Origin of the sequence: Edwardsiella piscicida (assembly GCF_001896205.1) — a bacterium.
GTDB lineage: Bacteria > Pseudomonadota > Gammaproteobacteria > Enterobacterales > Enterobacteriaceae > Edwardsiella > Edwardsiella piscicida.
Window position 1 is genome coordinate 3,224,967 of sequence record NZ_MPNU01000001.1, and the last position, 13,306, is coordinate 3,238,272.

At 62.8% G+C, this 13,306-nt stretch carries 10 protein-coding genes; 3 read left to right on the forward strand and 7 right to left on the reverse strand.

Annotated features, from left to right (window positions below; translation table 11 throughout):
* Nucleotides 1-104: 104 nt before the first annotated feature.
* The 6 genes from BRD58_RS14930 to BRD58_RS14955 all read right to left on the reverse strand — a co-directional run bounded on the left by BRD58_RS14930 (nt 105) and on the right by BRD58_RS14955 (nt 7,929).
* Nucleotides 105-752, reverse strand: a complete 648-nt coding sequence (locus tag BRD58_RS14930) for a MarC family protein (protein WP_012849687.1) — start codon at nt 750-752, stop codon at nt 105-107.
* A complete protein-coding gene (locus tag BRD58_RS14935) occupies nt 737-2,038 on the reverse strand; it encodes an APC family permease (RefSeq protein WP_073383486.1) in 1,302 nt (433 codons plus the stop codon). Before BRD58_RS14935 ends, BRD58_RS14930 begins: the two co-directional genes overlap by 16 nt.
* Nucleotides 2,039-2,043: 5 nt before the next feature.
* Nucleotides 2,044-2,979 carry a glutaminase A gene (gene glsA, locus BRD58_RS14940; RefSeq protein WP_073383490.1) on the reverse strand — a complete coding sequence of 312 codons (936 nt, stop codon included), beginning with the start codon at nt 2,977-2,979 and terminating at the stop codon, nt 2,044-2,046.
* A 75-nt stretch (nt 2,980-3,054) separates the two neighbouring features.
* The gene (gene gadC / locus BRD58_RS14945) at nt 3,055-4,635 is read right to left on the reverse strand and encodes a putative glutamine/gamma-aminobutyrate antiporter GadC (RefSeq protein WP_012849690.1); all 1,581 of its coding nucleotides are present in this window, start codon (nt 4,633-4,635) and stop codon (nt 3,055-3,057) included.
* Between the two features lie 36 nt (nt 4,636-4,671).
* The gene (locus BRD58_RS14950) at nt 4,672-6,066 is read right to left on the reverse strand and encodes a glutamate decarboxylase (RefSeq protein ID WP_012849691.1); all 1,395 of its coding nucleotides are present in this window, start codon (nt 6,064-6,066) and stop codon (nt 4,672-4,674) included.
* A gap of 282 nt (nt 6,067-6,348) precedes the next feature.
* Nucleotides 6,349-7,929, reverse strand: a complete 1,581-nt coding sequence (locus tag BRD58_RS14955; protein ID WP_069579272.1) for a methyl-accepting chemotaxis protein — start codon at nt 7,927-7,929, stop codon at nt 6,349-6,351.
* A gap of 497 nt (nt 7,930-8,426) precedes the next feature.
* Between BRD58_RS14955 and hdeB the strand changes: the two genes are divergently transcribed.
* The 3 genes from hdeB to mutS all read left to right on the forward strand — a co-directional run bounded on the left by hdeB (nt 8,427) and on the right by mutS (nt 12,257).
* The gene (gene hdeB / locus BRD58_RS14960) at nt 8,427-8,744 is read left to right on the forward strand and encodes an acid-activated periplasmic chaperone HdeB (RefSeq protein WP_015462241.1); all 318 of its coding nucleotides are present in this window, start codon (nt 8,427-8,429) and stop codon (nt 8,742-8,744) included.
* Between the two features lie 123 nt (nt 8,745-8,867).
* A complete protein-coding gene (locus BRD58_RS14965) occupies nt 8,868-9,536 on the forward strand; it encodes a helix-turn-helix transcriptional regulator (RefSeq protein ID WP_073383494.1) in 669 nt (222 codons plus the stop codon).
* 162 nt (nt 9,537-9,698) lie between these two features.
* Entirely contained in the window at nt 9,699-12,257 is a 2,559-nt protein-coding gene (gene mutS, locus BRD58_RS14970) for a DNA mismatch repair protein MutS (protein ID WP_073383499.1), read from the forward strand.
* Between the two features lie 52 nt (nt 12,258-12,309).
* Here the strand turns inward: mutS and rpoS are convergent, their stop codons facing one another.
* Nucleotides 12,310-13,296 (reverse strand): RNA polymerase sigma factor RpoS, encoded by a 987-nt coding sequence (gene rpoS, locus BRD58_RS14975; RefSeq protein WP_012849696.1) that lies wholly within the window; start codon nt 13,294-13,296, stop codon nt 12,310-12,312.
* Nucleotides 13,297-13,306: the final 10 nt, after the last annotated feature.

Genomic DNA, 13,306 nt, shown 5'->3' on the forward strand with positions numbered 1-13,306 from the left:
CGCCCCACGCGCGTGCCGGTATTCAGTCAAGCGTTGAGGATCGCGGCCGCTCGCCACCATCGCCCCGCACTCCCCCCTCTCCCGTCCATGTGCAGCGCCATCGGCTACTTCGCGAGACCATACTGCAGCACCAGCTGCGTCAGTCCAGAGGCCAGCAGCTGCAGCGACAGCGTCACCAAAACGATGCCGGCGATGCGCGCCATGGCATCGATCGCCCCGCTCGAGAGGCGCCCGTGCAGCGGGCCGACCGCCAGAAACGTCAGGGCAATGGTCGGCGCCATCAGCAGAATCACCGCCGACAGCTGCAGCAGGCCCGCCAGAGAGCCGTCATGGCTGGCCAACGAAATGCCGACGGCGATGGTTCCCCCGCCAATGGTCAGCGGAAACAGCAGCGGCACCAGCACCATATCCTGCACGTTGGGGCGGGCATCGGGCGTGACGACCATCCGCGCCGGCTCCGCCTTGGTCCCCTTGGTCATCAGCGGCCAGCCCTGAAACAGCAGCGCCGCGCCACCGGTCGCGGTCAGCGCGTGGGCGTTCAGCCCCAGCGCCATCAGCAGGTAGTTCCCGATCCAGATAGCGACCAGCATCACCGCCACATATTCGAGCGCCACCTTCCAGGCCAGCTGGCGCAGCGTATGGGGCGGCGTCTGGCCCAGCAGGATCGTCGCCGCCGTGATGGTGGCCGGGGGACAAAACATCGACAGGAAGGTGACATAGGTGAGCAGAAAATGAATCAGCCATGTTTCCATACCGTCCGTCCCCGTCGGAAAAGCAGCGCCAGCGCCAGGCTCAGCAACAGCGCGCCCAGTACCCACAGCAGCGCCGGCCCGCCCTGCTGCCACAGACTAAAGAGAAAGCCGACGATCACCAGCAGCATCACCAGCGCCCCGCACAGCAGCAGCGGCGCGGCGGCGCCGATCTCCCGGCGCAGGCGCCAGGCCACCACAAAGACCGCCAGATAGCAGAACAGAAAGGTTGCGCTGGCGACGTTGGCCAGCGCGCCGAGATCCAGCAGCAGCGTTATCAGCATAATCAACGCCACCACCGTCAGGTTGCCGGGCGTGCTCTGGCGCCACAGCGGGCGGCGGAATGCCCCCGGCAGGTCGCCCTCGCTGCCCATGCTGGCCATGATGTTAAAGGCTGCAAACAGCGTCGCGTTGATCGCCGAGGCCGTCGCCAGCAGCGCGCCGATCGCCACGATGGTATAGCCCACCCGCCCCAGCAGCGGATAGGCGGCCTGCGCCACCGCCGTATCGGCGTAGCGCTCCAGCTGCGCCGCCGGCACATCGCTGACCAGCACCAGCGCCAGCGTCACATACAGCAGCGCCGTCACGCCGATGGCCAGCGTGAAAGCCCGCGGCATGGTGGTGGCCGGGCTGCGCACCTTATCGGCCGCGTTGGCCATCATGCCAAAGCCCGCGTAGGCGAGAAAGGTAATGCCGATGGCGGAAAAGAAGGCGCCACCGCCGGGCGACGACGTCAACGTCAGCGAGGCCGGGTGCAGTGCCCATACTCCGGCGGCGATCAGCACCAGCAGGATCCCCAGCTTAATGGCCACCAGCACCACCTCCAGCCGCCCGACGGCATGGCTGCTCAGGGCGTTGAACAGCGCCATCAGCGCGATCACCCCCAACGCATAGCTCAGGATCACCCGCTGATCCTGGCTGCCGTCATGCAGCAGATCGGCGGCATAGGCGCCAAACGCTCGCGCCACCATGGCGATGGTCAGCACCAGCGTCACCAGATACAGCAGCGACAGCGACAGCGTCAGCAGCCCGTCGCCTAGCCCGCGGCGGAAGAAATCGATAATGCCGCCGTTGCTGGGGTAGCTGGCCCCCAGGCGGGCGTAGGCGTAGCCCGAAAACATCGCCACCACGCCGCCAAAGACAAAGGCCAGCCAGGTCGACGAGCGCATCAGCAGCGCCGCCTGCCCCAGCAGCGCGAAGATCCCCGCACCGACCATCGCCCCGATGCCGATGGCGACCACATGCCACAGCCCCAGGGGTTTCTCGTTGTCGCCATCGCCCGCATTCATCGTATTTAGGCCTTATACAGGTTATAGCCCAGCCGTGCGGCGACGTCCGCCACCATTTTTTGCCCGCGGACGCTGTTACCCGCCTCATCCAGCGGCGGAGAAAAGGCCGCGATGCCCATCACCCCCGGCACCACGGCCAGGATCCCACCGCCGACCCCGCTCTTGCCCGGCAGACCGACGCGGTAGGCCCAGTCGCCGGATCGTCCGTACAGCCCCTCCATGGTCATTTCCGCCAGAATGTAGGGCACGTTGTCGGCCTGCAGCACCCGCCGCCCGCTGCGCGGATTGACCCCGCCCGCCGCCAGCGTGGCGCCCAGCGTCGCCAGCTCAACGGTATCAATGAGCGTGGAGCACTGGCGGGTATACACGTCGCAGGCCTCCATCGGATCGCAGTACATGGTGCCGGCCGAATAGAGTAGCCAGGCGATGGCGCGGTTGTGAAAGTTGGTGGTCTGCTCCGACTGGTTCACCTCGTCCGACAGCGCCACCGTCTCGCCGGCCAGCTGCTGCTGAATGGCCAAAATACGCTGCCAGCGCTGCTCACGGTTGTCGGCCTTAATCAGGCTAGCCGAGGCCATGGCCCCCGCATTGACCAGCGGTGACAACGGCTTGCCACCGTGTAGCTCCAGCGCCATCACCGAGTTGAACGGCAGACCAGTCGGGTCGGCGCCGATCTTTTCCTGCACCGCCTCGGGCCCCACGTCCTCCAGCGCCAGCGCCAGGGTACACACCTTGGAGATCGACTCCAGGGCGAAACGGTAGTCGCTGTCGCCGGCGCAGTACACCGCGCCGTCGCGCGTGACCACCGCCACCGCCGCCAGCTGGCTCGGCACGCTGGCCAGATAGGGGATGTAGTCCGCGTTTTTTCCCCCGGCCTGCGTCGCATACTGTGCATGGGCCGCATCGACGGCCTGCTGCAATCTCTGTGCATCTAACGTCATGATATAACTCCTGATACCACTCCGGGTTAAAGTGTAGGCAGGGCCTATGCCCTGCCCAATGTCTTACGGACGGGATCAGACCGGTGACGTCGGCGGTTTATTGCCGGGCGCCGCGGCAGTCTGCTGTGCCTGGGCCGCCAGCACGCTGGGGTGGGCGGAGGAGTCCGTCGGAATGCCCGGATGCCCTCCCTCGACCTGCCAGGTGAACGGCGCAAAGTCGCTGTTGTCATCACGCCAGTGCGGTTTACGGATGGCATAGATAACGAACGGCACCAGGCAGAAGAACAGCGACAGGGCGATCAGGATGCCGACATACTCCATCGGGCTTCCCACCGCGATCTGGCTCGGCGGCACGAAGCTGAGGATAAAGGCGAGGATCGAGCCGACCAGCCCGGCGCCGCCGATAATCCACATGCCGATGGCGCCCCCGGGGATCCGATAGGGCCGCGGGCGGTTAGGCTGGCTGTAGCGCAGATAAATCGCCGCACAGAACATCAGGATGTACATGATCAGATACAGGATCACCGTCAGCTGGCTGAGGATCTGATACGTCGCCTGCACCGACGGCAGGATCACAAACAGAATCGACAGGATAGTGACGATCACCGCCTGCAGCAGCAGGATGTGGGTCGCCATGCCATTCTGGTTGGTGTGCTGCCACCAGCGCGGCAGGTAACCCGCCTTCGCCACGACCAGCAGACCGGTGCTGGGGCCACCGACCCAGGTCACCACCCCCGCCAGTACGCCAATCGCCAGCGCGCAGGCCATCACGGGCCCGAGCCACTCCACGTGCGCCCATTTGAACATGTCGTCAAAGGCCACCAGCAGACTCTGGGTCAGGTTGATATCGGACTGGGGAATGATAAAGGCGATGGCCAGGGTCCCGAAGACGAAGATCACCACGGTCCCCAGCGCCGCCAGCATGATGGCGATGGGGTAATTGCGCTGCGGGTTGTCCACATCCTTCACGTGAATGGCGTTCATCTCCATCCCGGCGTAAAACAGGAAGATACTGGCCGCCAGCACCACGTTGTCAAAGTTGGTGAAGTCGGGTACCACCTGATCCCAGCTGAGGGTGATTTGCGGCGTACCGCCGCCTATCAAGTAGGAGAATCCCAGCACGATCAGGATAATCGCCGGAATGATGGTGCCTATCATCCCCCCCCATTTGGAGACCTTGGCAAAGGTATTCACCCCCTTAAAGGCAATAAAGGTCGCCAGCCAGTAGATGAACAGCACAATGGGCAAGATAAAGAAGCGATTGGCGGAGAGGGCCTCATCCCAGCGCTGATCGGGGCCGATAAACGCCAGGGAGACGGCGCCAAAGGTCAGCGCCGTTGGGAACCATACCGTCACCTCAATCCACAGCATGCACATCGCCAGGAAAGCCCAGTGCGGTCCGAAAGCCTCGCCAACCCAGCGGAATATCCCCCCCTTCTCCGGCCAGCCGGTCGCCAGCTCGGCCGCGACCAGCGAGACCGGGATCAGGAAGAAGATCGCCGCAAACAGATAGTAGAAAATGGAGCTCAGCCCATATTCCGCCTCTGCCGGCAGCCCGCGCAGGCTGACCACCGCGACGATATTCATGATCGCCAGAGTCATGATACTCAGTTTCTTCACCGACACGGGTGAGGCGGCGGTCGATTTTGTAGCCATGATAGTCACTCCTTACGTCAAGGGTGGACAGGCGCCTCAGGAATGTTTGAAGCTGTTCTGATGCGCCACATTGGCCACTGCCGGATGGGCCTTAAGATAGGCCAGCGCCGCGCGGAAGTCCTCCATCAGCAGCTGGGCAAAATCCATCTCAAAGCCGCGGCGGCACATGATGCGCATCACCACCACGTCGGACATTTCACCGTTCAACGCAAAGGCCGGAACCTGCCAGCCGCGCAGGCGCAGGCGCTCGGAGAGATCGTACAGGCTATAGCCCAGCGCCTTGCCAGCCGGAATGCGGAAGCACACCGCCGGAATACCCTGCTGCGGATCGCCGCTGCAGATAAACTCATAGGGTCCCAGCTTAGCGATCTCCGCCGCCAGGAACTGCGCCACCTGATAGCTGGCGGTATGCACCTTGGTGTAGCCCTCGCGTCCCAGACGCAGGAATTCATAGTACTGCGCGATCACCTGACCCGCGGGACGGGAGAAGTTAATGGCAAAGGTGCCAACCTGTCCGCCCAGATAGTCCACCTTAAAGATCAGATCGTCCGGTAAAGAGGCGGCGTCACGCCACACCACCCAGCCGCAGCCGAGCGGCGCCAGGCCGAACTTATGGCCGGATGCGCTGATGGATTTCACCCGCGGCAGACGGAAGTCCCAGACGATATCCGGGGCGCAGAACGGTGCCAGGAAGCCGCCGCTGGCGGCGTCGACGTGCATGTCGATATCCAGCCCGGTACGCGCCTGCAGATCGTCCAGCGCCTTGTGCAGCACGTCAGGCATCTCATAGTTACCGGTGTAGGTGACGCCAAAGGTCGGCACGACGCCGATGGTGTTCTCATCGCAGGCGGCGATCATCCGCTCCGGATCCATAAACAGCTTGCCGGGCGCCATCGGGATCTCGCGCAGTTCGACATCCCAGTAGCGGGCAAACTTATGCCAGCAGACCTGTACCGGCCCGCACACCATGTTGGGCTTATCCACCGATTTTCCCTGCGCCAGACGCTTGGCGCGCCAGCGCCACTTCATCGCCATGCCGCCCAGCATGCAGGCCTCGGAGGAGCCGATAGTATTGGTACCGACGGCCTGTCCATCCGCCGGGCGCGGCGCATGCCACAGATCGGCCACCATATTGACGCAGCGCAGATCGATCGCCGCCGACTGCGGATACTCCTCTTTATCGATCCAGTTTTTATTGATCGAAATATCCATCAGGCGGTGTACATAGTCGTCATCCCAGGTCTGACAAAACGTCGCCAGGTTTTGCCGGGCATTGCCGTCTAAAAACAGCTCATCGTTAATAACCTGGAAAGCAATGTCTTCGCGCATTTCTCCCTGAGGAAAATGGTGTGCCTCTGCCGCCGTGCGAATAGCCTCTGAACCAAAGCGGGAATCCAAATATCCCCCACGGGTATCAGTACCTTTTTTCATTATCTCTCTCCCAAATGGTAAATCGCTGATGACCAAAAGACAGACTCAGGAGAAAAGGGCCGCCGTCGTTATGCGCCGCCCGTTCCCTATTCCTCCTTAAGTGATCGCCAAAATAGGTAAACAGGCAAATTATTAACATTAATTATTTATAGAATGATTAAGATAATGATGAGAAAAATAACGCTAACTAATAGATAAGAAAGGAAACAATAGCGAAGAATAAAATTATTCGCCGCCCGCAACGCGGGACGGCGACATCGTACCCGAACGGGCGTTCAGGAATCAGATACGGAACTGAGCGATGGTGCCGTGCAGTGACCGCGCGTGCTCCTCCAGCGCGCGGGCATCGCCCGCCAACTGCTCTGAAAGGGCCGCGTTCTGGCGGATACCGCTGTCCATGAAGGCCACCGCGCTGACGACCCCATCCACCGTTCCGGCCTGCTCGGCGGAGTCTGCGCTGATCAGATTCACCGCGCGTTTCACCTGCTGCATCGACGCATCAATTTGGGTCATACAGCGCTCGGCGCTGTCAACGGAGTGGGCGTTGCTGCGCACCCGCTGTACCGAGCGGGCCAACAGCTGGCCGATATCGCGGGCGGCGACCGACGAACGCTGGGCCAGAGAGCGAACCTCTGCGGCCACCACGGCAAAGCCACGCCCCTGACTGCCGGCCCGCGCCGCTTCAACCGCCGCGTTCAGCGCCAGGATGTTGGTCTGAAACGCGATGGACTCGATGATGCGAGTAATATCGGAGATCTCCGCCGAATCCTTGATGATGTGCTCCATATCCGCCACCACGGCATGGATCACCCGGCTGCCCTCGGCCACCTGCTCGCCGGCATCGGCCACCAGACTGTCCGCCTGACCGGCGTTCTCGGAGTTACGCTTTACCGCCGCCGCAAACTGCGCGATCGCCGCCGCCGTCTGCTGAATGGACGAGGACTGACTGTCGCTGCGGGCGGCCAGATCGCCGCTGCCGCCGGTCAAGCCTTGGCTGACGCCGGAAACCTGCTGTACCGACGTTTTCACCTGCCCCAGCAGATCGGTCAGCGCCCGCTGCATCTCCTGGGTCGCCGCCAGAATACTGCCCGCCGGCACCGGCGCTATCGCCAATCGATACTGCAGATCGCCCGCGGCAATGGCGTTAATCAGGCGACGCAGGGCAACCGGCTCGGCGCCCAGCGTACCGCTGATGGTGCGCCGGATCGACATAGCGATCAGCACCACCGTGATGACCGCCAGCGCGGCCAGCGCCAGCATCAGAAAGCGAAAGTGTTCGGAGACCCCGCGCGCAACCTGGGTCTGCGCGTTGCTATAGCCATCCTCGATGGTGATAAAGGCATTGATCTGTTTCAGCCAGGTCACAAAGCGGGGGCCGGCCTGCTGCAGCAGTAGCTGAGACGCCTGCTCGCGCTGCCCCGCCTCGCGCAGGGCGATCACCTGTGCGATCAGCGGCAGGGTCTGAGACTCCGTCGCCGCCAGTTCGCTATAGACCCGCTGTTCCTCTGCGCTGAACCCGGCGCTGCCGCTGCGCAGCTGCTCCAGATGCTGCCAGGCCCGCTGATAGTCGCCCCCCAGGCGGCTAATATCTCGCACGATGGGCGCCAGTGCGCCCGGCTCGACCAGCACGACGTCGCGCAGCGCAATGGCGCGATCGTGTACGCTGCCGCGCAGATCCACCGCCAGCTGCTGCTTCACGTTATTCACATCGTTAATCTGCTCCAGCGAGCTTTTAATCTTACCGACCTGCCACACGCTGACCGACGCCAGCAGCAGCACCAGTACCAGCACCACGCCAAAGCAGATGACGATCCGCCCCCCAATTGTCACTCGCTGAAAATAACTGCGTACTGCCGCCAACATGACTTTCCCTCAAATAAAATGCCGACCACGCATCGGCTAAATAGGTTTTATCGTTATCCTGTCGTGGGGTAACCCCAGCGCCACCCCGGTAGCCAACCGCATCAATACCGACATCGCTCTGGAATAGTTATCCGTAACTACGCTATATCGGCCAGATGCAGCAACAATTCAGTCATCTCGCCGCTTTATTTACCTATCGATGAGATAGCAATGACGAATCAATCCGGCGCTAGCGAAATAACGGCGTTTTCTTGCTCAGAGCGCGACGCAGTAAACAGCGATGGATACCCCGATCGACCTAGAGCCGATACCCCGGCAGATTTTGCGCCGCCGTACGCCATTCGCGACTATAGTGCTAATAGCGCGTTTTCCGGCAGCTCGGCGCGCGCCTCGGGCTCCCCTTGAAAAGGCCCCGCGTTGCTGGCAAGATGGCGTAAAATATGTAATACAAAATGCATATTCTATTTATCGATCAATTAAGTGAGGCAGTGACAGTAATGAAAATGACGCTACTCGCCGCGGTTCTGGGCACCCTGACGCTGGGCTGCGCCAGCCTGGCCCAAGCCGCCACGGAAACCACGCCGCAGAACATGACCTGCAAAGAGTTTGTGAACCTGAATCCTAAGGCGATGACGCCGGTCGCATTCTGGATGCTCAATAAAGATACCGATTATAAAGGCGGTGACTACGTCGACTGGAATGAGGTCGAAACCGTCGCCGTGCCTCAGGTGATGGAAGTCTGCAAGCAGCACCCGCAGAAGAAAGTTATGGATATCAAAGGTCAGATTAAACCTGCCGGCAACGCGGCGCACTAATCCACCGTCGCCCGGCTCCGCTGAGTCGGGCGCGTTTCTCCCTCGCCTCCCCACGCCGAATGGACAGCCCACCCGCAGTGCCTACACTTAATGGGCTCCCAGTCAGCCTAGCGCGGAGGCGCCATGCGGCCAACGATATCCCCACAGGCGTTACCCGAGCGGCCCCACCGCGTCTACATCGTCGCCCCCTGCCCCTTTTTTGCCCAGGGACTGGCGGCCCTGCTGGCTCCGTATCTGGAAACGCACCTGCTCCCCTCCCTACAGGCGCTAAGCCACGATCGGCTGGACGCCGGACCGACGAGGGCCATCGTCTGTACCGGCGCGCTGAACAGCCAGCGCCTTAGCGAACTGAGTCAGCTGGTCGCCCGTCTACGACGACGCCATCCCGCGGGGCTGCAGCTGCTGGCCGTACTGGATGCCCGTCATCCCGGCCTGGAGCGTCTGCTGCTGGCGATGGGATTCGACGCCGTCTGGTATGACCGTCTTAACCTGACCCAGTGGCTGCTGCACCTGGCCCACTGGCTCGACATCCGCCCCACGGCGGAGCGGATCGCCGTGCGCCCCTATCTCACCGAACGGGAGCTGCGGGTGCTGAAATGGAGCGCCGAGGGCGCCTCGCTGCCGACTATGGCCCAACAGCACGGCGTCAGCGTGAAAAGCCTCTACAGTCAGCGCCGCTCCGCGCTGCATAAGCTAGGGCTGACCCGCACCCGCGAGTGGCTACAGCTCTCCGCCTCCCTGCTGCGTACGCCGCCCTTTGCCATCAAACGCCGCCGCACGCCGCCGGCCTGATCGCCGCGGGCGCCCCGCAAAACGCGCTCGCGGTTCCCCTGCCCGAAAGAGTTGGTTATCATGCTCAGTTAACGGTTTTCTGGCCTGGGCATGCCCGGTCGCGGGCACACCTGTCCGCCGCTCTCCCGTCAGGCCGGTTCTATCACACGGATACGCAGACCTATGACCACCACGGACAATCTTGACGCTCACACCCCGATGATGCAGCAGTATCTGCGCCTCAAGGCGCAGCACCCCGACATCCTGCTGTTTTACCGGATGGGAGACTTTTACGAACTGTTTTATGACGATGCCCGCCGTGCGTCACAGCTGCTGGATATCTCCCTGACCAAACGCGGTGCCTCCGCCGGGGAGCCGATCCCGATGGCCGGCGTGCCTTATCACGCGGTAGAGAACTACCTGGCCAAGCTGGTGCAGCTGGGGGAGTCGGTGGCCATCTGCGAACAGATTGGCGATCCCGCCACCAGCAAGGGGCCGGTAGAGCGTAAGGTGGTGCGGATCGTGACGCCGGGCACCGTCAGCGATGAGGCGCTGCTCAGCGAGCGGCAGGACAACCTGCTGGCGGCGATCTGGCAGTCGCCCAACGGCTTTGGCTACGCCACGCTGGATATCAGCTCTGGACGCTTCCGCGCCGCTGAGCCGCAGGACGCCGATAGCATGGCCGCGGAGCTGCAGCGCACCAATCCGGCGGAGCTGCTGTATCCAGAAGAGTTTGCCGCCATGGCGCTGATCGAGCAGCGCCGTGGACTACGCCGCCGCCCGATGTGGGAGTTCGAGCTAGAGACCGCCCGCCAGCAGCTCAACCTGCAGTTCGGCACCCGCGATCTGAGCGGCTTTGGCGTCGAACAGGCTCCCCTGGCGCTGCGCGCCGCCGGCTGCCTGCTGCAGTATGCCAAAGACACCCAGCGCACCATGCTGCCCCATATCCGTGCCATCACCATGGAGCGCCAGCAGGACGGCATCATTATGGACGCCGCCACCCGCCGCAATCTGGAGCTGACCCAGAATCTGGCCGGTGGCCAAGAGAACACCCTGGCGGCGGTGCTGGACGCCAGCGTCACCGCGATGGGCAGCCGAATGCTCAAACGCTGGCTGCATATGCCTATCCGCGATCGCCAGGCGCTGCAGCGGCGTCAGGACGCTATCGAGGCGCTGCTGCCGCTGATTGATGAGCTGCAGCCCCTGCTGCGCCAGGTCGGCGATCTGGAGCGCATTCTGGCCCGGCTGGCGCTGCGCAGCGCCCGTCCGCGCGATCTGGCGCGCATGCGCGTCGCCTTCCAACAGCTGCCAACCCTACAAACCCTGCTCGGCGAGCGCGGCGGTGAGGCGCTGGCGCCGCTGGCGCGTCAGGCGGGCCGCTTCGATGCCCTGTGCGAACTGCTGGAGCGGGCGCTGGTTGACACGCCGCCGGTGCTGGTGCGCGACGGCGGCGTGATCGCCAGCGGCTATCACGCCGAGCTCGACGAATGGCGTGCGCTGGCGGACGGCGCCAGCGACTACCTCGATCGGCTGGAGATCCGCGAACGTGAGAAGCTGGGGCTGGATACCCTGAAGGTCGGCTTTAACGCGGTGCACGGCTACTATATTCAGGTCAGCCGCGGACAGAGTCACCTGGTGCCTATCCACTACGTTCGCCGCCAGACGCTGAAAAACGCCGAGCGCTACATTATCCCCGAACTGAAAGAGTATGAGGATAAGGTACTGACCTCGAAGGGCAAGGCGCTGGCGCTGGAGAAGCAGCTGTATGACGAGCTGTTCGACCTGCTGCTGCCGCACCTGGCGGAGCTGCAGCAGAGCGCGACGGCGCTGGCCGAGCTGGACGTCCTGAGCGGCCTGGCCGAGCGGGCCGACCGCTACGGCTACGTCCGCCCACAGCTGAGCGAACGCGCCGGGATCAATATCGAAGAGGGGCGCCACCCGGTAGTGGAGCAGGTGCTCAAAGAGCCCTTTATCGCCAACCCGCTGACCCTGTCCAGCGCACGGCGCATGCTGGTGATCACCGGCCCCAACATGGGCGGCAAGAGTACCTATATGCGCCAGGCGGCGCTGATCGTGCTGATGGCGCACATCGGCAGCTTTGTCCCGGCGCAGCGCGCCGTTATCGGCCCGGTCGATCGCATCTTTACCCGCGTCGGCGCCGCCGACGATCTGGCCTCCGGCCGCTCTACATTTATGGTGGAGATGACCGAAACGGCCAATATCCTACACAACGCGACCGAGCACAGCCTGGTGCTGATGGATGAGATTGGCCGCGGCACCTCCACCTACGACGGCCTGTCGCTGGCCTGGTCCTGCGCCGAAAGCCTGGCCAGCCGCATCAAGGCGATGACGCTGTTCGCCACCCACTACTTTGAGCTGACCACCCTGCCGGAGAAGCTGGAGGGGGTCTACAACGTGCATCTGGACGCGCTGGAGCACGGCGAGACCATCGCCTTTATGCACAGCGTACAGGACGGCGCGGCCAGTAAGAGCTACGGGCTGGCGGTGGCCGCGTTGGCCGGGGTGCCGCGCGAGGTGATCAAGCGCGCGCGCCAGAAGCTGCGCGAGCTGGAAACCCTGTCGCAGCACGGCAGTCAGAGCCAGGCAGACAGCGCTCAGCTGCCGCTACTGGTCGAGGCGGAGCCGTCGGCGGCGCTGGAGGCGCTGACGGCGATCGATCCCGATGCGCTGACGCCGCGCCAGGCGCTGGACTGGCTCTATCGCCTCAAGGGGATGCTGTAGCGATAAAAAAAACGGTGAAGCAAGGCTTCACCGTTTTTTTTGACCGCATCGCTCAGCGGAACAGGGCTTCGATACTCAGCCCCTGCATCTGCAGGATCTCACGCAGGCGCCGCAGCCCTTCAACCTGAATTTGACGCACCCGCTCACGGGTCAGGCCAATCTCTCGCCCGACGTCCTCCAGCGTGGCGGCCTCATAGCCCAGCAGGCCAAAGCGGCGCGCCAGCACCTCGCGCTGCTTGGCGTTCAGCTCAAACAGCCACTTGACGATGCTCTGCTTCATGTCGTCGTTCTGGGTGCAATCCTCCGGCCCGCTTTCGTTCTCATCGGTCAGAATATCCAGCAGCGCCTTCTCCGAATCACCGCCCAGCGGGGTATCCACCGAGGTGATCCGCTCGTTAAGGCGCAGCATGCGGCTGACGTCATGCACCGGCTTCTCCAGCCGCTCGGCGATCTCCTCCGCGCTCGGCTCATGGTCCAGCTTATGAGAGAGTTCGCGGGCGGTACGCAGATAGACGTTAAGCTCTTTAACGATATGGATAGGCAGGCGAATGGTGCGAGTCTGGTTCATGATGGCCCGTTCAATGGTCTGACGGATCCACCAGGTGGCGTAGGTCGAAAAGCGGAAGCCGCGCTCCGGGTCAAACTTCTCGACCGCGCGGATCAGACCCAGGTTACCCTCTTCGATCAGATCCAGCAGCGCCAGGCCGCGGTTGCTGTAGCGACGGGAGATCTTCACCACCAGCCGCAGGTTGCTTTCGATCATCCGCTTACGCGATGCCTCATCCCCGCGCAGAGCGCGGCGAGCGAAGAAAACCTCTTCCTCTGCCGTCAGCAGCGGCGCATAGCCGATTTCGCCAAGATAGAGCTGCGTGGCGTCCAAAACGCGCTGTGAAACAGACTGAGACAGCAATTCATCATCGGTAATGTCATTTTCCATGGACTCTTCAACGAGGGCCTTCTCGTCAAAACCGTCCTCAACGCCATCCTCCAACTCGACTTCATCATGTAATTCGTTAACTTTCAGCGTAGTATGACTCATAGCTGTACCC